Below are 19,760 nucleotides of genomic sequence, written 5' to 3'. Positions count from 1 at the left end.
AGAAGAAACTCTCGCCCCGCGTCTCGAACGACGGTCAGGAGGCCAGGATGAGCCCGCGGTCCCCGGTGCCGAAGCGGCGCAGGACCTCCACCACAGCGGGCGACGGCGTTGCCAGCCCCCGTGATTCGAGCCACGGCAGGGTGCCGTCGACGATGTGCTCGATCGTGAACTCGGCACCGAGTGGGAGGAGCGTCACGCCGTCGGCCACGCGGGTGGTGTGGATGTCGGCGATCAGTCCGGCGAGGCCGTGCGGGGTGCCGATGTAGGACAGGGTGTCTGCGCGACGACGGCCGTCGAGCAGCGCATACTGCTTGCGGGCGCCGCGGGCCTCCTCGGCGACGAGCACCTCGAGATCGACCAGGACGCTGATGCTGTCGGGATCGCGACCGTCGGCGCGGGCTTCGGAGCGTGCCCGTTCGCGGAGCTTCGCGCTCTCCCTCAGGTCGGCGGCGCGGATCCGGACCACGTTCGACGGCGAGGCGCTCAGGTCGAGCGCCGGTTCGTCGGCGCGTCCGGTGGTCAGATCGGCCCAGTAGTGCGGTCCCTCGGGTCCGGCAAGCTCGACGGCGATACGCAGGGGGCGATGAATGGTCCGGATAGCGTTGTGCGACAAGGGTTTTCTCCTGGAGAATGCGCCGCTCCGGTGGTACTCCGGCGCGACGTGGCGGAAGGGGCTGTGAGCGGTCAGCCCGTACAGATGCCCGAGGAGGTCCGGCCCAGATCGACGTGACGACGGCACCAGCGGGCGACGACGGTCGCTGCGGTCTCGGGTGCCATGGGCGATATCCTACACAATTGGTCGGGAATGCTCGATTCGGTGGTGAACCCGCCGTCCGGGCGGGGCCACCACCGGGGTCATGCGGCGCGGAGCGCGGCGAGCCCCCACTCGCGCGCCAGCAATTCGTACGAACGCAGCCGGTCCTCGTGCCGGTGCGTCACCGACGTGACCACGAGCTCGTCCGCCCCGGTAACGCGCTGCAGCGACTCGAGCCGCTCCGCCACGGTGGCGGGAGCGCCGACGAACTGGGTGATCAGCCGGTCGTCGACGAGGCTGCGCTCCTCGTCGCTCAGCGGTGCCGACGTGGCCGGGTCCGGGTACGGGACGGCCCCGTGGCCGGACCGGATGCTGTGCGTCCAGTGCCCGTACGTGGCCGCCAGGTCACGCGCGGTGGCGTCGTCGTCGGCGACGACCGCGTCGGCGGACACCACCACGTACGGTCGGTCGAGGAAGCGGGACGGGCGGAACGCCGCGCGGTACGCCTCGACCGCCTCGACGGTGGTGCCGGGACTGACGTGGTAGTTCGCACCGAACGGCAGACCCAGCCGTCCGGCCAGCGACGCCGACGGCCCCGCACTGGTCCCGAAGACCCACAGCTCGACGTCCGCGCCCTCGCCGGGGCTGGCGTGCAGCTCGATCCCGTCCTCGGTGCGATAGGTCCCGTCCAGCAGAGCGAGGATGTCGTCCACCTGCCCGTCGAAGTCCGGGGCCTGCGCCCCCGGCTGCTGCAACGCGGCGAACCCGGCGACCAGGCGCGGCGAGGACAGCAACGGCCCGGGCTGGTACGGCGGCGGAATGACCAGGCCGTCGCGCACCTCGGTGGCGCGGTGCGATTCCTCTTCGGCGGCCCCGGACCGGGCGGCCGCGAGCGCCTCCGCCCGGCGTTGTCCCGACCGGCCGAGTCCCAGGTCGATCCTGCCCGGATGCAGCGCGTCCAGCGTGCCGAACGCCTCGACCACACCGGCCGCGGTGTTGTGACCGAGCTGAACCGCGGCGGCGCCGACGCGGATGGTGCTGGTGGCGGCGGCGATTGCGCCGATCAGCACGGCCGGCGACGACGACGCGACGGCGACGAAGTGGTGCTCGGCCACCCAATACCGGCGGTACCCCCACCCTTCCGTCCTCCGGGCCAGGTCGACGGTGTTGTGCAACGCCTGCGCCGTGGTGGATCCCTCGCTGACGGGGGAGAGGTCGAGGACCGAGAGCGGCACCGGATTCGATGCGGTCGTCACCGGGCCTCCTCGTCGCGCGGAGTGCGTTCGCCGGCCTCGACGGCGAACGGCAGCCGGTTCTCCGCCGGGGCGATGGGGCACGTCGCCGCGTCGGTGAACGCGCACGGCAGGTTGGCTGCCCGGGTGAAGTTGAGCGTGACCGAGCCGTCGGCGGTCGGCGCGGCGACCTCGAGGATCCGCGCGGCCGGGTAGGTCGTCACGCCGCTGGTTCCGTCGGTGAACAGCACGCGCAGCGGACCCGAGCCGTCGCCGAAGGCGACGAGGCGGTGCTCGGCGCCGTCGTGGGTGAAGCGGATCAGCCCGGCCGCGCTGTGGTGGTGCTCGAGGCCGTCGACCACGGCGCCGGTGGTGACGGTCCGCACCTGATCGAAGGCCTCGAAGCGGCCCTGCAGCACCCACTCCGGCGCAGGCTCGTACGCGGGGATTCCGGTGAAGGCCGTCAGAGCCGGCGACTTCGGGTCGTGGATGCGGACGGCGAACCGGCCGGTGCGGCGGATGATCTCGGCGTAGCCGTCGCCGGCCGCGACCCGGACACCGGGTGCGCCCTCGATCGGCTTGTGCACCTCGGTTCCGCCGTCGGATTCGAGGAGCACGCGCTCGCCGTCCACCCGCCACAATCCGGGCACCTCGTCGAGGATCGTGGGCTCGGTGTCCAGCCAGTACAGCCCGGTCAGGCTGAGCCAGCCGTCCGGGCGGCGCAGCGCCTCCTCGCGGGCTGCGTGCCAGCTCCGCCAGTCCTCGGTGAACGTCTCTCGGTCGAGTGTGGTGGTCACGATGCCTGAACTCCTTCGTCGATCTCGTGCGGGTGGCGCAGGTCGAGGTGACTGCGCAGGGTGGTGCCCTCGTATTCGGTGCGGAAACTGCCGCGTTCCTGCAGCAGCGGCACGACCTTGTCGACGAATTCGTCGAGGCCGCCGGGGGTGAGGTGCGGAACCAGGATGAAGCCGTCGCTCGCGTCGGTCTGCACATAGCGGTCGATCTCGGCGGCGACGTGATCGGGGGTGCCGACGAACTGCTGCCGCGCGGTGACCTCGATGATCAGTTCGCGGATGCTGAGCTTCTCGGCCTCGGCCTTCTCCCGCCAGGCCAGCGCGACGGCGCGCGGATCCTTGGCGTGGCGGACGCGGCCGCGCGTGATGTTCAGGTTGTCCTCCGGTTCGACGTCCGGCAGCGGCCCTTCGGGGTCGTACCCGGACAGGTCGCGGCCCCACACCTGCTCGAGGAACGCGATCGCGGTCTGCGGGCTCACCTGCTGCAGCCGGATGTGGCGGGCTCGCTCGGCCGCGTCCTCCGCGGAGTCGCCGAGGACGAACGTCGCGGCCGGAAGGATCTTCAGGTCGGCGTGGCTGCGCCCGTACTTCGCGAGGCGGCCCTTGACGTCGGCGTAGAAGGCGTGGCCCTCCTCGAGGGTGCCGTGGCCGGTGAAGATGGCGTCGGCCTTGGCGGCGCCGAATTCGCGGCCCTCGTCCGAGTCGCCGGCCTGCAGGAGCACCGAGTGTCCCTGCGGGCTGCGTGGCACCTCGAACCGCCCGGAGATGTCGAACTGCGTGGTGTGGATGTCGAACGGAGCGATGTCGGAATCCGCCGCGAAGATGCCGTTTTCGCGGTCGACGACCGGTGCTCCGGGGCGCCAGCCGTCCCACAGCCGCCGGGTGACGTCGACGATCTCGTGGGCGCGGACGTAGCGCTGCGAGTGGTCGAGATAGCCGCCACGCCGGAAGTTCTCGCCGGTGAAGGCGTCGGAGGAGGTGACGAGGTTCCACGCGGCGCGGCCGTCGGACAGATGGTCGAGGGTGGCGAACTGCTTGGCCAGTTCGTACGGCTCGTTGAAGGTGGTGTTGATCGTGCCCGCGAGCCCGAGGTGGGTCGTCGCACCGGCGAGGGCCTCGAGAACCGTGAGGGTGTCGGGCCGGCCGACGACGTCGAGATCGTGGATGCGGCCGCGATGCTCGCGCAGCCGCAGTCCCTCGGCCAGGAAGAAGAAGTCGAACAGTCCGCGTTCTGCGGTCCGGGCCAGGTGCAGGAAGGACTCGAAGTCGATCTGGCTCTTCGATTCGGGATCCGCCCACACGGTCGTGTTGTTGACGCCCGGGAAGTGCGCGGCCAGGTGGACTTGCTTTCGAACGGTGTTCTGCGGCATGGTGATCGGCCTCCTCAGGCGGTGGCGTAGCGGTTGGCGGGGCGCGGCAGGCCGAGACGGTCCCGCAGGGTTCCGGTGGACGTCGGGACCTGCGGCCGCAACACCGGCAGGACCCGTTCGGTGAGCGCCGCGACCGTGCCGGCGAGGGCCAGCGGACGTAGCACCACGCCGTCCAGGCCGTCCACGTCCCCGAGGAGTGCGAGCAGCCCGGCCGGGCCGCCGCGGTAGAACAGCGACTCCGGCGTGTAGGCAGCGCCGGCCCAGTTCTCGAGCTGGGCCAGGTCCGCGGCGGCGGTGGGGTCGTCCGCGGCGAGCAGCACGTCGATGTCGAGCAGCACCGCCGGTCGCCGATCACCGGCCTGCGCGCGTAGGCGTTCGGCCAGGTTCGCGGCGGACCCGAGGTCGGCGGCCTCGATACGCACGAGATCGGCGCGCTCCGCGGCGAAGTCGAACGACTGCTCGTCCGCTGCCGCAACCGCGACGAGGGGCCGGCCCTGGGGTGACCGGGGCGTGATCGACGGACCTTTGACGGAGAAGTGCTCGCCGACGAAGTCGATGTAGTGCAGCTTGTCCCGGTCGACGAATCGGCCGGTGGCGACGTCGCGGATCTCGGCGTCGTCCTCCCAGCTGTCCCACAGGCGGGCCGCGACCTCGGCGGCCTCGGCGGCCTCGGTCCACAGTGAGCCGGTGTCCTGGGTGCCCTTGCGGCCGAACAGGGCGGCCCGGTCCTCACCCTCGGAGACGGCGACCTGCCACCCCGCACGGCCGGCCGTGGTGTGGTCGAGGGTTTGCACGGCCTTGGCCACGTGGAACGGTTCCGTGTGGGTCACCGTCGCGGTGGGGATCAGCCCGATCCGCGAGGTGACGGCGGACAGCCGGGCGGCGACGCCGACCGCTTCGAGCCGGCCGCGCACGGTGTCCGCATCGGAGTCGATGCCGAACGAGTCGGGGAGGAAGGCCAGGTCGACGCCGGCACGATCCGCGCGGCCCACGATATCCGCCCAGTAGCGGGCGGTGAACACGTCCTCCGCGCGTGAATCCGTGCGACGCCACGAATGCGGATGCGAGCCGGTTCCGCGGAATTCGAGGGCGAGCAACAACTGTGAACTATCGGGCATGCCGAACCTTCCCTGGAATGGCATCGAGCAGCAGTTTCGTGTACTCGTGCTGTGGTCTGTCGAAAATCTGTGCGGTGGTCCCGGATTCGACGATTTCGCCGGACCGCATCACCGCGACGGTGTCGCTGATCTGCCGGACCACGGCAAGATCGTGGGAGATGAACAGGTAGCTCAGCCCCAGCTCGTCCTGCAGGCGGGCGAGCAGGTCGAGGATCTGCGCCTGGACCGACACGTCGAGCGCGGAGACGGGCTCGTCGAGCACGAGGAGTTCCGGGTGCAGCGCGAGCGCGCGGGCGATCGCAACGCGCTGTCGTTGTCCGCCGGACAGTTCCGCGGGTCTGCGCTCGAGGTGTGCCGTGCTCAGCGCCACCTGCCCGAGCAGCTCCGCAACACGTTCGGCGCGCTCGCTTTTCGTGCCGATGCCGAAGGCTTCGAGCGGTTCGGCGACGACGTCGCGGATGCGGAGCTTGGGATTCAGGGCCGCATAGGGGTTCTGGTGGACGATCTGCACCCGGCGGCGGAGCTCGCGCAGGTCCCGGCCGCGCAGCGCGGTGATGTCCCGCCCGTCGAACCGGACCTGCCCGGACGTGGCGGATTCCAATCGGATCGCGATGCGGGACACCGTGGACTTGCCGGAACCGGACTCGCCGACCAGGGACAGAGTGCGACCGCGCGGAACCGAGAAGGAGACGTCGCGCACCGCCTCGAGCGACGTGCGCCGGTCGATGCGGAAGGTCCTCGATACCCCGGACACGGTGAGCAGGGGTTCCGCGGGTCCGCGGCCGGGCCGGGCCGCGGTGCCGGCGAGGCTCGGTGCGGCGGCGACGAGCGCCCGGGTGTACTCGTGCCGGGGGTTCTCGAGGATCTGCCGGGCCGGCCCGGTCTCGACGATCCGGCCCTGGCTCATCACGACGATGCGGTCGGCGCGGTCGGCGGCGACGCCGAGGTCGTGGGTGATGAGCAGGACCGCGGTACCGGTCTCGGCGATGCGGCTGTCGAGGTGGTCGAGGATGCGCCGCTGCACGGTGACGTCGAGCGCGCTGGTCGGCTCGTCGGCGATGACGAGGTCCGGCCGGCATGCGAGCGCGATGCCTATGAGCACGCGCTGCCGCTGCCCGCCGGACAGGTCCTGCGGGTACTGCCTGGCACGGAGTTCGGGATCGTCGAGGCCGGCTTCCGCGAGGATGCGCCGCGCGTCGATCTTCGCGGTGCGCCGGTCGGCGCGACCGTGGATACGCAGGACCTCGGCGACCTGGTCACCGATGCGGACGACCGGGTTCAGGGACGTGGTGGGGTCCTGGGGCACGAGTCCGATGCGGGCACCGCGCACCTTCTCGAAGGCGCGTTCGGGCAGGGTGTCCAGTCGCTGCCCGTCGAACGTGACGGTGCCGCCGGTGATCCGGCCGCTGCCCGACAGCAGGCCGAGGATCGCGTGTGCGGTCGTCGACTTGCCGGAACCGGACTCGCCGACCACCGCGACGACCTCACCCCGGGAAAGCGTGAAGCCGACCCCGTCCACCGCGGTGACCGGGTCGCGACGGCTGCCGTACTCGACCCGCAGGTCGCGTACGTCCAGCAGGGGCGCGGTCATCGAGTGCTCCGTTCTTCGATGGCGTGACCGAGGCGATGCGCCGACAGGACGACCGCCACGATGACCAGGCCGGGCAGCGTCGTCATCCACCAGGCGGTGGCCAGGTAGTTCCTGCCCTCGGAGATCAACGATCCCCACTCCGGGGTGGGCGGCACCGCGCCGAAGCCGAGGAAGCTCAGCGACGACACAGCGAGCACGGCCATGCCGAACTCGACCGCCGCGAGCGCGACGACGGGGGCGTACGAGTTGCGCAGCACGTGTCGGCGCAGGACGCTGTGCCAGCGGGCACCGCATGCGAACGCCGCCTCGACGTACAGGGCGCGGCGCACGCGCAGGACCTCCGACCGCATCACGCGGGCGAAGTTCGCGACGAGCCCGACGCCGACCGCGATCGCCACGTTCATGGTGCCGAATCCGAGCGCGGTGACGAGCGCCAGGGACAGCAACAGGGCGGGGATGGACAGCAGAACATCGACGGCCCGCATGAGTAGCCCGTCGACCGCTCCGCCGACCGCGCCGGAGAGCAACCCGACGAGCGAGCCGACGACGAGAGCGATTCCGACGGCGACGAGCGTCGCGGTCAGGGACAGGCCCGCACCGTGCACGACCCGGGTGTACACGTCGCGCCCGATGTTGTCGGTGCCGAACCAGTGCGCCGCGGACGGCCCCTGCAACTTGTCGGCCGGGACGCCCTGCAGCGGATCACCGGACGCGAAGACCGAGGGGAACAGGGCGAAGCCGACGGCGAGGAGCAGCACGGTCGTCGAGACCACGAGAACCCCGTAGCGGCGCAGGGCGCTCGTCGCTCCCCGGAGCCGGGACGGTCCGTGTGGCCCGGCCGCGGCCTGCGCGGATGCGGCGACCGGTTCCCGGATCAGGACGTCAGACATGAGCCTTCCTCTCCTCCTCCACCGCGAAGCCGGTGAGTTCGGTGGTCACCTCGGCGGGCGTCGGATGCGAGGGCGAACCGCCGCCGCGACGGCCGTCGGCGATGCGTGGATCGATGAGCGGATAGACCAGGTCCACCGCGAGGTTGACGAGCACGAAGATCACCGCACTGAAGACCACGATGCCCTGGACGACGGGAATATCCTGCGCCAGAACCGAAGTCTGGGTCAGACGACCGACACCGGCGCGGGAGAACACCGTCTCGACGACCACGGACCCCGCCAACAGGTTGCCGACTGTCACCCCGGCGATAGTGAATGCGGGGATGCTGGACAGCCGCAGTGTGTGCCGGGTCTGGATGCGCCACCGGGACGCGCCCTTGGCGCGAGCTGCTTCGACGAACGGTTGCCGCCATGTGGTCTGCAGGCTGGCGGCGAGGACCTGCGCGATCACCGCACCGGTGGGGAGCGCGAGGGTGATCGCGGGCAGCACCAGATGCTCGATGCCCTGGTCGCCGAATGCCGGAAGCAGCTTCATCCGGAACGAGAAGAGCTGGAGCAGAAGCAGTCCCACCCAGAAGGTCGGAACCGCGACACCGAGCGGCGGCAGCGAGAACAGCGTGCTGCGCAGCCACCGGGCGCGCGTGTACGTGGCGACGAACGCGATCGAGGTGCCGAGGAGCACGGCGAGCGCCAGGGCGACCGCGGCCAGGGCCAGGGTGCTGGGTACGGCGGCGGCGATCGCGTCGGTCACGGGTTGTCCCGTGACGATCGAGATGCCGAAGTCACCCCGGACGGCGTTGCTCAGCGCAGTAAGGTACTGCCCCGACAACGGACGGTCGAGCCCGTACCGCTCCTGCAGTTGCGCGACAGCGGCCGCATCCACCGGTGTGCCGCTGCCGGCGCCGTCGACCGCGATGCTCACCGGGTCGGACGGCAGCAGGTACAGCACGCCGAACGAGACGGTGAACGCCGCCCACAGCACCAACAGCGCCTGCACGAGCCGGGAACCGAGATACCGGGCCATGGTCTACTCGCTCAGCCAGGTGTCGAAGAACTGCAACCGGGCGGAGGCCTCGAACTTCAGGTCCTGCACCGCCCCCGCCGCACCGATGGCCTGGGACAGCTCCACGGTCGGCAGCCACAGGCCGTTGTCGAGGACGAGCTGCTGTGCCTGCTCGATCAGCTCGCCGCGTTCGGCCGGGTCGGTGGTGCGCAGCTGCGCGGACAGGACCTCGTCCAGCGCCGGGATCGGGCCGCGGTTGTTGAGGTTGCGCCCGTCGAGTCCGAACGTGGTGCGCAGGATGTCGCCGTCGGCGCGCGTGCTGTTGTAGTAGGTGGCGTCGAAGTCCTTCGTGCCCTGCCGGGCAGTGGCTTCCGGGGTGGAGACCAGGTCGAGCTGCAGGTCGATACCGACCTCGCGCAGCTGCTGCTGCACGAGCTCGAGGATCGCCTGGTTGCCGGCGAACACCGAACTGAACAGCACCGAGAAGGACAGGCGGTTGCCGTCCTTGACGCGGATGCCGTCCGGGCCGGGAACCCAGCCGGCGGCGTCGAGGATCGACTTCGACTTCGCCGGGTCGTAGGTGACGTCGTCGAGTGCGGCGTAGCCGGGGGTGCGGGAGGCGAGGGTACTGGTCGCGGGCCGGAAATCGGGGCCGAGGACGGTGTCGACGAGTTCCTGGCGGTCGAGGGCCGGCACGATCGCAGCGCGCACCGCCGGATCGGTCAGGACGCCACGGGTGACGTTCGGCTGGAAACCGAACGGGACACCCGGGTTCGGCGTGGTGAGGATCCGTCCGCCGCTGCCTTCGATCTGGGAAGCGTCCTGCGGCAGCGCATCGCTGATCGCGTCGAGCTGGCCGGATGCGAGGCTGCCGGTGCGTACACCGGACTCCGGGACGATCGTGAACTCGATGCGATCGAGGTAGGCCTCGCCGTCGTGCGCGAAAACGTCGGATCCCCACGAGTATCCAGTGCGCTTGACCAGCGTGGCGGACTTGTCCTGCTGGTAGTCCTCGTAGACGAAGGGACCGGTGCCGGACAGGTCGCCGGCGCAGCGTTCCTCCGCGGACTTCGCGACGTCCCTGTCGGACAGGAAGCCGAGTTGCAGCGTCGACGACGCCTGCAGGAACTGCGCGTTCGGTCCGGCGAAGGACACCTGGGCGGTGAGCGGATCGAGCACCGTGGTGCCGGTGTACCCCGACAGGTAGCTCGCCGCCAGCGCTGCCTTGGCGCCGGTGAGGGTCTGGACGATCGCGTCGAAGTTCTTCTTCACCGACTCCGCGGTGAACGGGGTGCCGTCACTGAATGTCACGCCGTCCTTCAGCCGGAACGTGAACGCCGAGGCGTCCCCGTTCACCTCCCAGCTTTCGGCGAGCCACGGCTTCAGTTCACCGGTCCCGGGGTCCTGATCGGTGAGCGAGTCGACGATCTGACGGGCGACGTAGATGGTCTGGTTGCTGCCGGCCTGCGCGGGATCGGCACACGTGGGGGCCTGGGACAGGCCGTAGCGCAGGGTGCCGCCGGGCTGCGGGGTGCCGCCACCGGAGGAGGTGCCCGCCGTGTCGGCGCCGCACGCGGCGAGCCCACCGGTGAGGATTGCGGCGGTGGCGCCCGCGACGGCGCGACGTCGGGCGGCAGAGGTGAACGGAACAGGCACCGGGGAACTCCATGATCTCGTGAGGCGCCGATGGCACCGCGCTTCGCGATGCCACCGGCCGGGCAGACGGTCGTAGTTCTTCGACTGGGTTGCGCCGCTCAGGCGCGACAGGATCGGGGGCGACAGATGCCCGAGCACTGACGGCACAGGTCGACGTGCAGGCGCGCCCACGCGCCCACGAACCCCTCGCCTGCCATGCCTTCTCCTCCATCGTTCCCGGCGGTAGCACCCTCACCTGCGGCAGGGGGTTGCTGCGACGTCGTCGAGCCGGGTCTCTCGGTCGCTCTGGATGGTTCCCGGTGACCGTACGCGTTGCGAACGAGTTCGGAGAACCCTTTCGCTCACCGTGATCGAAACCCGGCGCCGGCACGACGGCGCCGGTCGGCGAGCGCACAGAGCAGCGACACCGCGAGCATGGCGGCGCACACCGCGAGGCCGGCCGACGCGGCACCGGCGAAGTCGTCCCCGTCCGTCGCCAGCGCCGACAGATACAGGCCGGACACCGCGGCGAGGGCGACCGTCGCGGACAACCGCTGTGACAGTTGCAGGAACCCGGCCGCGACACCGTGACCGCCCGCCGGGGACGACTCGAGCGTCAGCGCCCGGTTGGGTGCATCCACGAATCCACCCGAGAGGCCCGACAGAGCGGCCAGCGCCACGAACACCGGCATCGTGGCGTCGTGCCGCACAGCGGCGGCGTAGCCACCGACGACGGCGATCTCGGCCGCCACCGCCACGACGACCGTCACCCGGCCGTATCGCGCGACGACCCGCCACCCCACGGCCGAGGCGACGGCCATCGCCGCGGCGGCGGCGGACAGCACGGCGGCGGCCTGGACCGCGGCATAGCCGCGCCCCTCGATGAGGTACAGGCTCACGACGGTGTTCAGGGACAGCACCGCACCGAACCAGAACAGTGCGACCAAGGTGCCGAGGATGTATCCGCCGGATCCGGTCAGTTCGGGAAGCAGCACGGGCTTGCCGCCGCGCACGGCGACACGGCGTTCCCACCATAGGAAGGTGGCGAGTGAGACCGCCGCTCCCCCGACGGCGAACACCGCACCCACCGGACCCGGTTCGGAGACCACGGGCACCATCACCAGCGTCGTGGCCGCCGCGAGCAGCGCGAGGCCCCCGGCATCGACCCCGCTGCGGGCCGACGGTCGTCCCCGATCCGGGGGCAGGCGGCGGGCCGCGAGCACGAGTGTGACGAGTGCGCACGGCACGTTGAGAATCAGCAGAACACGCCACCCGTAGTCCCCGGGTGCAGCGCCGAGCACCAGCCCACCGACGAGTGGACCGCACAGCCCGGCGAGGCCTCCGGCCGTGCTGTAGGCGGCCAGGGCCAGGGCGCGCGCCGGGCCGGTGTAGTTCTCGGTCAGGATCCCGAGCACCTGCGCGCTGATCAGGCCCGCCCCGACCCCCTGACCGGCCCGTGCGGCGACGACCGTCCAGGGGTCGGACGCGACAGCTCCGCACACCCCCATGACCGCGAAGAGGGTCATGCCCGCGAGGAACAGCCGCCGCCGGCCGGCCACATCGCCGAGCCGGCCTGCCGGGACCAGCGCAAGACCGAAGCTCAGCGAGTATGCGGCCAGGATCCACTGCACCTGCGAAACGCCCGCGTCGAGACCGGTCCGCAAGGCGGGAAGGCCGATGTTCAGCACCGACGAATCGAGCAGGGTGGTGAAGCCGGCGGCCGCACAGACCGGCACCACTGACGTCGTCTGCCGGGGCGTCTGCGCCCGATCGGTGAGTGTCACGCGGGAGGTGGGTTAACCGCCGACCGCCACCGGATCGGCCGGCACCCGCAGCCCGAGGTTGTGCCGCAGCGTGGTTCCGGTGTACTCGACGCGGAGGACACCACGGTCCTGCAGCAGGGGCACCACCTCGTCGACGAAATCGTCGAGCCCCCAAGGCACGAGGTGCGAACCGAGGATGAACCCGTCCGAGCCGTCGTTCTGCACGAAGGCGTCGATCTGCTCGGCGATCCGTGCCGCGGTACCGACGAGGGGTCCGCGCTCGAACTGGTCGATCACGACCTCTCGCAGCGTCAGCTTCTTCTCCTCCGCGATCGCGCGGAGCCGTGCGACGGTCTCGAACCGGTCCTGGTGGACGAACGCCCGTCCCTGGATGATCGGCTCGGCGTCGGGGTCGGGATCGATGTCCGGCAGCGGGCCCTCCGGATCGTATTCGGACAGATCCCGATTCCAGATCTGCTCGAGCAGGATCAGGGCGGTCTGCCCGGTGACCTGCTGGTTACGGATCTCGTGGTACTTCTCGACGGCCTCGGCCTCGGTGTCACCGATCACGAAGCTCGCCGACGGCAGGATCTTGATGTCGTCGGCGGAGCGGCCGGCAGCGATCGCCCGGGCCTTGACATCTCGGTAGAACTCCGTGGCCTCGGGCAGCTTCCCGTACGGGGAGAAGATGGCGTCGGCGTTCGCGGCAGCGAAGTCCCGGCCCTGCGGGGACACCCCGGCCTGGAGGATCACCGGGCGTCCCTGGAGGCTGCGCGGAACCGTGAACCTGCCGTGCACGTCGAAGTGGTTGCCGTGGTGTTCGAAGGCGCCGGCGTCGGGTCGACGCAGGAACCGGCCGCCGGCCTTATCGGCGACGATGTCGTCGCTACGCCACGAATTCCAGAGTTGACGGATGAGCGTCAGGTTCTCCTCCGCGCGCTCGTACCGGTGGGAGCGATCCAGGAAGCCGCCGCGGCGGAAGTTGCGCCCCGTGAAGGCATCGAAGGAGGTGACCACGTTCCACGCGGCCCGGCCGCCGGAGAGGTGATCGAGAGAGGCGATCTGCCGAGCCAGCTCGTACGGCTCGTTGAAGGTCGCGTTGATGGTGGCGGCCAGGCCGAGGTGGTCCGTGACGGCGGCCAGCGACGCGAGGACCGTGAAGGTGTCGGGCCGGCCGATGATGTCCTGATCGAAGATCCGGCCCGCGCGCTCGCGCAGCACGAGGCCCTCGGCGAGGAAGAAGAAGTCGAACTTGCCGCGCTCGGCGGTACGGGCGGTGTGCTCGAAGGTCGAGAACTCGATCTGGCTGCCCGCCCGGGGATCCCACCATGCGGTGTGGTGATTGACACCGCCGAGGTAGGCCCCGAGGATGACCTGCTTGCGTGTACTCATCGGTCGTGTCCTTCGGTTCCGGCCGTGGTGACGGCGTAGCGGTGGGGAATGTCGGTCGGCAGATCCAGAAGTCCGCGCAGGGACGTGCCGGGGTACTCGGAGCGGAACAACTCGCGCTGTTGCAGGATCGGGACGAGCACGTCGACGATGACGTCGAGGTCGTCGACTGCCACCCCGGGCCGGAGCCGGAAGCCGTCGATACCCTGTCGACGCCACTCACCGATCCGGTCGGCGAGTTCGGTCGCCGATCCGGTGAACACGAGTGCATCCGAGTCGAATGCGCTGCCCGCGAGTGCGTCGAGACGCCGGAGCCGCTCGGCGCCGCTCTCGCGCGGTGTGTCGAGGAAGACCACGAGGTCCGCGTACACCCGCAGCGGTTCACCGACACGCCCGACCCGCACCCCCGCCGCCGTGACCTCGTCGACGAGGTCACGCACGCGGCGGGTGTCCGACGGGGTGACGAACACCAGATCTGCCTGCCGCGAGGCCAGTTCGTACGGAAGGTCGCGGTGGGCCAGCAGTGCGACCACCGGCTGCCCCTGCGGCGGTCGGGGCGTGATCGACGGCCCTCGAACGTGGAAGAACCGGCCTTCGAAGTCGATGTAGTGCAGCTTGTCGCGGTCGATGAACCGTCGCGTCCTCACGTCGCGGAGCTCCGCGTCGTCCTCCCAGCTGTCCCACAGCCGCCGAACGACCTCGACGGCGTCGGCGGCCTCGTCGAACAGGTCGTGGACGAACTCGGGCAGGCGATTCTCGGCGAGCGCCTGCCGGTCGCGCTTGTCGAGTCCGGGGATGTCGCGCCGGCCGAAGTGTGCGGCCTCCTGCGCGGAGGAGGACACCTTGACCTGCCAGCCGGCGCGACCGTGCGATGTGTAGTCGAGGGCGGCCAGCGCCTTGGACACGTGGAACGGTTCGGTGTGCGTGGTGGTGATCGTCGGGATCAGCCCGATGTGCCGGGTCGACGGTGCAACCCGCGCGGCGATCAGGAGCGCATCGAGCCGGACCCGTACCCGGTCCACCGCGTCGGGGTCCTCGCTCGTGTACGGGTTCGACGGTACGGCAAGGGAATCCTCGATCGTGACGAAGTCCAGCAGTCCACGCTCTGCCGTGGTGACGAGATCGGTCCAGTATGCGGACGAGCTCAATTCGTCGGGACGGGAATTCTCTTCACGCCAGGCGGCGGGATGCCAGCCGGCGCCGTCGAGAGCGACGGCGAGGTGGACGGGTGTTGTCGAGGTCATCGGCGAGACTCCTGGTCGGTGTGCGGCGGGGATCGGTGGCGTCACACGGGTGTCCGGCCGCGGGGCGCACCGGCAGCACCGCGGGCTCGCGATGCTGCCGGGTCTGGTGGGAGGATTTCGGGCCGGGGACCGAGCCGCGGCCGATCAGGGTTTCTCGGTCGCTCTTGATGGTTCCCGCCGAGGATAGGACGCACGGCCCCGGTTCCTGAACCGTTGCACTCACCGTGAACGAAAAGACTTGCGGCGGAGGAGACCGCGCCGCAGCCAACCGCACGAGAATCGGACGTCCACACCCGTCGCGACGGCTGTGGACGTCCGATTCGTGCACTGCCTCGAGCCGCTCGGCGCGGTTCAGCCCGTCCGCAACCGGATCAGCATCTTCTCGAAGGGGTGCGGCCCGATCTCCTCGGCCGGTCGGCCGGGATCGAACAGGGCGGTGTATCCCGCGGCCAGGTACAGCGCGACTGCCTCGGGTTGACGCCACCCGGTGGTCAGGTAGATGCGGGCGTACCCCCTCCGGGCCGCCTCGGCCTCGAGTTCCTCCAGCACGAGTCTGCCGAGTCCGCGCCGCCGGTGCTTTTTCGACGTCCAAATGCGCTTGAGCTCAGCGGTGGTCGCGTCGTAGCGCCGGAACGCGCCTCCGGCGACAGGTTCGCCGTCCTCGACGAGCACCAGCAACGTGCCGTCGGGTCCGGCGAACTCGTCGGCCGGGTGGGTGGTGAGGGTATGGATCTGCTCGTCGAGCGGACGTTCGTAGCGGGTGCTGTATTCGACGGCGAGTTCGGCGAGCAGCGGGGCGGCCAGCGGGTCGTCCTGCCGCACGGTGCAGACCTGGATGTGGCGGGCGGTGGTCATCGCGCGGTCACCGCCTCGCGGGTGCCGAACCGGAACGGCTCCGGTGCGACGGTCGTGCCCTCGACGAGACCTGCGATCAGCTCGCCGATCGCGGGGGCGAACTTGAAGCCGTGCCCGGAGAAGCCTGCGGCTACGACGACGGCGCCGATGCGGTCCACGACGAAATTGCTGTCGGGTGTGCTGGTGTACAGGCAGGTGTCGGCCACGGCGCTGCCCGGGTCGACGCCGGGCAGCCACCGGGCAGCGTAGGCGGCGAGCCGCGCGACGCCGGCGGGGTCGGCCCGGAAGGTTCTTGTCTCGGGCGTCACTTCGGGTCCGGTGCCGTGCTCGCCGATCTTGATGCCGTCCTCGGAGCCGAGCCCGTAGATGCCGGCTGTCGTGAGCAACGCGCCGGGGTGATGCACGAAGCTCGGCCAGTCGGGCCCTGTGACGGGAACGAAGTGTGCGGGCTGCTCCTGCGTGGTGCGCATCGCCGGGAGGAGGGGCGCCGGATCCGAAGCCCGGGTGAGCAACCGGTGCGACCACGCGCCGGCTGCGACGACGACGTGCCGGGCGCGCACCACCGCGTCCGGGGTGACCACGTCGACGCCGTTTCCGTGACTGTGCAGGCTTTCGACCACGGTCCCGTGCCGCACGTCGGCCCCGGCCTGCGCCGCGGCATCCTGGAACGCGGCGACCGCGCGGTCGGCGTGCAGCCGTCCCGCCTCGGGATGATGCACGACGGTTGTGTCGAACCGTATTCCGGGCCAACGACGTTCCGCGGCACGCGGCTCGAGGACCTCGTGCCGGACGCCGAGGGCGGCCAGCGACCGGGCACGTGCCTCGACGACGGCGGGCAGTCCGTGGTCGACCGCGCCGGTGAGGGTCAGTACCTCCGTGCCCGTGGTGTCCTGCAGGTGCCGCCAGAGCGGCAGGGCACGGCCGGCGAGGGCCGTGTAGAACTCGCCGTCGTAGGCTTGCCGGTAGATGCGGGAACTGCCGTGCGAGGCGCCGCGACGGTGACCCGGCTCGAACTGTTCGAGCAGGATCACCACCTTCCCGCGGGCGGCCAGGCGCCACGCCGCCGCCGACCCGATGACGCCGCCCCCGACGATCACGATGTCGGCCCGGAGCTCCACCTGACTCATTGCTGTCCCTCCCCTGGCTGTCGTCCGGCTACTGCTTCTTCGGCAGGCCCGGAGGATTGATCACCGAGGTCGCGACAGCCTCGTTCGCGATACCCCATCGGTCGAGCACCTGCTGGTAGGTGCCGTTCTCGATGACGTGGTTGAGTGCCGCGTTGATCGCCTCGATCAGGCCGTTGTCCTTCTTGGTCAGGACCGCGATCTCGCCCTGCAGGTCCGCACCCGCGCCGGAGAACGTGCCGGCGATCTCGGTCTCCCCGGCCTGGATGACGTGGAACGACGCGGACGGATTGGGCCCGAAGTAGGCGTCGATGCGGCCGGAGCCGAGCGCGAGGTAGTAGTCGGTGGCGTTCTGGAAGTAGAGGATTTCGGTGGGCTCGAGGCCCGCGGCGACGTTCTGCTCGTTCCACTCGACGAGGAGCGCCTCCTGGTTGGTGCCGGAGCTCACGCCGACTTTCAGACCCGCGACATCCTTCGGATCCTTCACCTCGATCCCGCTGTCCTTCTTCACCTCGAAGGCGAGGTTGTCGAGACGGTAGGTGGAGAAGTCGTACTTCTCCTTGCGTTCCTCCGTGACGGTGACATTGGAGATGAACACGTCCGCTTCACCGGAGTCGACGCGCACGAAGTTCTGTGCCCAGTCCGCGGCGGTGAGCTCGACGTCGAGGTCGAGAACGTCGCCGAGGAGATGTGCGAAGTCGGTCTCGGACCCGATGATGGTCTTGTCGTCGTCGGCATAGAACCGCAGCGGGGGTGCGGTGCCGGCGGACCCTGTGACGATGAGGGTGCCGCGGTCGCGGATGGGCTGCGGGACCTTGGCGGCGATTTCGGGTACGGAGTCGGTGGTGATGCGGTTCTGGTCGGCGGTGAGGTTGTAGCCGGAAGAGGTGGCCGCGTCGGGCTCGTCGGTGCCGCTGCCGGAGCTGCAGGCGGCGACCGACAGCAGGGCGACGGCGGTCAGGGCCGAGGCGACCAGCCTCGTGCGTCGGGTGAACGCGGACATCATTGCCTTTCGGGAGGACTTCAGAGGACTTTGGACAGGAAGGCGCGGGTGCGTTCCTGGGTGGGCCGGTCGAGAACCTGCGCGGGCGGCCCCTGTTCGACGACGACGCCGCCGTCCATGAACACGACGGTGTCGGCAACCTCACGCGCGAAGCCGATCTCGTGGGTGACGATCACGAGGGTCGCGCCGTCGCGGGCCAGGTCGCGGATCACCTCGAGCACCTCGCCGACCAGTTCGGGGTCGAGGGCGGAGGTCGGCTCGTCGAACAGGATCACGGCCGGGCGCAGCGCGAGTGCGCGGGCGATGGCGACGCGCTGCTGCTGCCCACCGGACAGCTGTTTGGGGTAGTCGTGGATCTTGTCGCCGACGCCGACCCGGTCGAGCAGTTCCCGGGCGAGCGTCTCGACCTCGGTGCGGTCGCGGCGCTGCGCGGAGATCGGCGCCTCGACCACGTTCTCGAGCACGGTCAGGTGCGGGAAGAGGTTGAAGTTCTGGAACACGAATCCGATGCGTGACCGTTGACGGAGGATGTCCTTCTCGCGCAACTCGTGCAGCTTGTTGCCCCGGCGGCGGTAGCCGACGAGTTCGCCGTCGATACGGACCGTGCCGCGGTCGACCTTCTCGAGGTGGTTGAGGGTGCGCAGCAGGGTGGACTTGCCGGAGCCGGAGGGGCCGAGGATCACCGTGACCTCGCCCTTGCGGACTTTCAGGTCCACACCCCTCAGGACCTCGAGGGATCCGAACGACTTGTGCACGCCCCGGACGTCGACGGCATACGTGGTGGGGTCGACCGGCGTGGTCATCGGGTGGCTCCGCGGGGTGCGGCGATACCCGAGTCACGGATCTCGCGGAACTTGCCGACGGTCTTCTGCCAGGGGGTGAGCGGGAGGGCGCGGGACGAGCCGCGCGCGTAGTGCCGCTCCACGTAGTACTGGACGATCGACAATGCGGTGGTGAGCACGATGTACCAGACGGTGGCCACCATGAGCAGGGGCACGACCCGGCCGTTGCGGCCGAAGACGACCTGCACCTGGTAGAACAGCTCGGCGATCGCCATCGTGGAGACGATCGAGGTGCCCTTGAACAGGCTGATGACCTCGTTGGCGGCGTTGGGCAGAATCGATCGCATGGCCTGCGGCAGAATAATCTTGAAGAACTGCCGGCGACGAGGGATGCCCAGGGCCTGCGACGCTTCGATCTGGCCGTGGTCCACGGAGATGACGCCGGCGCGGATGATCTCCGCCGAGTAGGCGGCCTGATGCAGGGCCAGGCCGATCACCGCGGCGGTGAAGCCGGAGATCACGCCGGTGACCTCGAACTCGAAGAACGACGGTCCGAACGGGACACCCAGCGACAGCGTTCGGTACAGGTACGCGATATTGAACCAGAACAGCAGTTGCACGATGAGCGGGATGGATCGGAATGCCCAGATGTACACCCAGGAGATCACCTGCAGGACGGGATTCCTCGACAGCCTGCCGACGGCGAGCAGCACGCCGAGCCCGAATCCGAGAACCGTTCCCCACACGGTGAGTTCGATGGTCACCACCAGGGCCGAGAGCACGGACTGTGCGGTGAAGTACCGAGCGAACGTCGCCCAGTCCCAGCCCGGGTTGGTAGCCAGGCCGTGCACGAACTGCGCCACCAGGACGAGGGCGAGGGCGGCGACCAGCCAGCGCAGCGGGTGGCGGGCGGGGGCGACGATCAACCCTGCGTCGTCGGGCTCCGCGGTGCTCGCCGGCGCAGGACGGATCCCGGTCGGCGCGCTCACGCCGACCCACCGGGGAAAGCGTTCATCGGGTAGTACCTTTCACGGATCTCGGGTGAGTGATCGGCGTGCACACCGGGAGGGCGGGGCGCGTGGACACCACTCTCGCCCGGCGGGGTCCTGCTCGTCACGGATTCCGATCCGGTTGATTCGAACCCGGCTCCGGACCCGAGAAGTCCGCGGGGATACTGCACCTCTGAATGGCCGAATGTCACACGGGTTCGATC

At 70.1% G+C, this 19,760-nt stretch carries 17 protein-coding genes and 1 riboswitch; all 17 genes read right to left on the bottom strand.

From position 1 onward, the window contains the following. Positions 1-34: 34 nt before the first annotated feature. Positions 35-613: a hypothetical protein gene (locus tag QNA09_RS22795; RefSeq protein ID WP_040272926.1), complete on the bottom strand. Its 579-nt coding sequence runs from the start codon at positions 611-613 to the stop codon at positions 35-37. A 242-nt stretch (positions 614-855) separates the two neighbouring features. Continuing rightward, the gene (locus QNA09_RS22790; RefSeq protein WP_010594212.1) at positions 856-2,010 is read right to left on the bottom strand and encodes an LLM class flavin-dependent oxidoreductase; all 1,155 of its coding nucleotides are present in this window, start codon (positions 2,008-2,010) and stop codon (positions 856-858) included. Further along, positions 2,007-2,783 (bottom strand): DUF1684 domain-containing protein, encoded by a 777-nt coding sequence (locus QNA09_RS22785; RefSeq protein WP_040272923.1) that lies wholly within the window; start codon positions 2,781-2,783, stop codon positions 2,007-2,009. The genes QNA09_RS22790 and QNA09_RS22785 overlap by 4 nt, the downstream gene beginning before the upstream one ends. Next, positions 2,780-4,150: an NtaA/DmoA family FMN-dependent monooxygenase gene (locus tag QNA09_RS22780; RefSeq protein WP_308072120.1), complete on the bottom strand. Its 1,371-nt coding sequence runs from the start codon at positions 4,148-4,150 to the stop codon at positions 2,780-2,782. Before QNA09_RS22780 ends, QNA09_RS22785 begins: the two co-directional genes overlap by 4 nt. 14 nt (positions 4,151-4,164) lie before the next feature. Beyond that, complete coding sequence (locus tag QNA09_RS22775) at positions 4,165-5,268, bottom strand: LLM class flavin-dependent oxidoreductase (protein WP_119700198.1); 1,104 nt, start codon at positions 5,266-5,268, stop codon at positions 4,165-4,167. Further along, positions 5,258-6,859 (bottom strand): ABC transporter ATP-binding protein, encoded by a 1,602-nt coding sequence (locus tag QNA09_RS22770; RefSeq protein ID WP_119700197.1) that lies wholly within the window; start codon positions 6,857-6,859, stop codon positions 5,258-5,260. The genes QNA09_RS22775 and QNA09_RS22770 overlap by 11 nt, the downstream gene beginning before the upstream one ends. Next, positions 6,856-7,749 (bottom strand): ABC transporter permease, encoded by an 894-nt coding sequence (locus QNA09_RS22765; RefSeq protein WP_119700196.1) that lies wholly within the window; start codon positions 7,747-7,749, stop codon positions 6,856-6,858. The genes QNA09_RS22770 and QNA09_RS22765 overlap by 4 nt, the downstream gene beginning before the upstream one ends. Then, complete coding sequence (locus QNA09_RS22760; RefSeq protein ID WP_010594206.1) at positions 7,742-8,773, bottom strand: ABC transporter permease; 1,032 nt, start codon at positions 8,771-8,773, stop codon at positions 7,742-7,744. Before QNA09_RS22760 ends, QNA09_RS22765 begins: the two co-directional genes overlap by 8 nt. 3 nt (positions 8,774-8,776) lie before the next feature. Further along, positions 8,777-10,408, bottom strand: a complete 1,632-nt coding sequence (locus tag QNA09_RS22755) for an ABC transporter substrate-binding protein (protein ID WP_010594205.1) — start codon at positions 10,406-10,408, stop codon at positions 8,777-8,779. Positions 10,409-10,612: 204 nt separating this feature from the next. Then, positions 10,613-10,704, bottom strand: a riboswitch (SAM riboswitch). A 45-nt stretch (positions 10,705-10,749) separates the two neighbouring features. Further along, positions 10,750-12,171: an MFS transporter gene (locus QNA09_RS22750; RefSeq protein WP_244213196.1), complete on the bottom strand. Its 1,422-nt coding sequence runs from the start codon at positions 12,169-12,171 to the stop codon at positions 10,750-10,752. Between the two features lie 12 nt (positions 12,172-12,183). Then, positions 12,184-13,542, bottom strand: a complete 1,359-nt coding sequence (locus tag QNA09_RS22745; protein ID WP_010594203.1) for an NtaA/DmoA family FMN-dependent monooxygenase — start codon at positions 13,540-13,542, stop codon at positions 12,184-12,186. Next, a complete protein-coding gene (locus QNA09_RS22740) occupies positions 13,539-14,783 on the bottom strand; it encodes an LLM class flavin-dependent oxidoreductase (RefSeq protein ID WP_119700195.1) in 1,245 nt (414 codons plus the stop codon). Before QNA09_RS22740 ends, QNA09_RS22745 begins: the two co-directional genes overlap by 4 nt. 351 nt (positions 14,784-15,134) lie before the next feature. Next, positions 15,135-15,638, bottom strand: a complete 504-nt coding sequence (locus QNA09_RS22735; RefSeq protein ID WP_119700194.1) for a GNAT family N-acetyltransferase — start codon at positions 15,636-15,638, stop codon at positions 15,135-15,137. Further along, on the bottom strand, positions 15,635-16,765 hold the full coding sequence (locus tag QNA09_RS22730) for an FAD-dependent oxidoreductase (protein WP_119700193.1): 1,131 nt from the start codon (positions 16,763-16,765) through the stop codon (positions 15,635-15,637). Before QNA09_RS22730 ends, QNA09_RS22735 begins: the two co-directional genes overlap by 4 nt. A 28-nt stretch (positions 16,766-16,793) precedes the next feature. Further along, on the bottom strand, positions 16,794-17,768 hold the full coding sequence (locus QNA09_RS22725) for an ABC transporter substrate-binding protein (RefSeq protein WP_119700192.1): 975 nt from the start codon (positions 17,766-17,768) through the stop codon (positions 16,794-16,796). A gap of 17 nt (positions 17,769-17,785) precedes the next feature. Further along, complete coding sequence (locus tag QNA09_RS22720; RefSeq protein WP_059174738.1) at positions 17,786-18,568, bottom strand: amino acid ABC transporter ATP-binding protein; 783 nt, start codon at positions 18,566-18,568, stop codon at positions 17,786-17,788. Beyond that, positions 18,565-19,536 carry an amino acid ABC transporter permease gene (locus QNA09_RS22715; protein WP_119700191.1) on the bottom strand — a complete coding sequence of 324 codons (972 nt, stop codon included), beginning with the start codon at positions 19,534-19,536 and terminating at the stop codon, positions 18,565-18,567. The genes QNA09_RS22720 and QNA09_RS22715 overlap by 4 nt, the downstream gene beginning before the upstream one ends. Positions 19,537-19,760: the final 224 nt, after the last annotated feature.

The sequence above is a fragment of the Rhodococcus sp. AH-ZY2 genome (genome assembly GCF_030916465.1).
Classification (GTDB): domain Bacteria; phylum Actinomycetota; class Actinomycetes; order Mycobacteriales; family Mycobacteriaceae; genus Rhodococcus; species Rhodococcus ruber.
Note: the sequence above shows the minus strand (reverse complement) of the source record. Positions and strands in the feature narration are given on the sequence as shown.

Coding starts and splice junctions, on each gene's coding strand:
- QNA09_RS22780 (WP_308072120.1), bottom strand. CDS start 4,150: ATGCCGCAGAACACCGTTCGAAAGCAAGTCCACCTGGCCGCGCACTTC.
- QNA09_RS22775 (WP_119700198.1), bottom strand. CDS start 5,268: ATGCCCGATAGTTCACAGTTGTTGCTCGCCCTCGAATTCCGCGGAACC.
- QNA09_RS22770 (WP_119700197.1), bottom strand. CDS start 6,859: ATGACCGCGCCCCTGCTGGACGTACGCGACCTGCGGGTCGAGTACGGC.
- QNA09_RS22765 (WP_119700196.1), bottom strand. CDS start 7,749: ATGTCTGACGTCCTGATCCGGGAACCGGTCGCCGCATCCGCGCAGGCC.
- QNA09_RS22760 (WP_010594206.1), bottom strand. CDS start 8,773: ATGGCCCGGTATCTCGGTTCCCGGCTCGTGCAGGCGCTGTTGGTGCTG.
- QNA09_RS22745 (WP_010594203.1), bottom strand. CDS start 13,542: ATGAGTACACGCAAGCAGGTCATCCTCGGGGCCTACCTCGGCGGTGTC.
- QNA09_RS22740 (WP_119700195.1), bottom strand. CDS start 14,783: ATGACCTCGACAACACCCGTCCACCTCGCCGTCGCTCTCGACGGCGCC.
- QNA09_RS22735 (WP_119700194.1), bottom strand. CDS start 15,638: ATGACCACCGCCCGCCACATCCAGGTCTGCACCGTGCGGCAGGACGAC.
- QNA09_RS22730 (WP_119700193.1), bottom strand. CDS start 16,765: ATGAGTCAGGTGGAGCTCCGGGCCGACATCGTGATCGTCGGGGGCGGC.
- QNA09_RS22725 (WP_119700192.1), bottom strand. CDS start 17,768: ATGATGTCCGCGTTCACCCGACGCACGAGGCTGGTCGCCTCGGCCCTG.
- QNA09_RS22720 (WP_059174738.1), bottom strand. CDS start 18,568: ATGACCACGCCGGTCGACCCCACCACGTATGCCGTCGACGTCCGGGGC.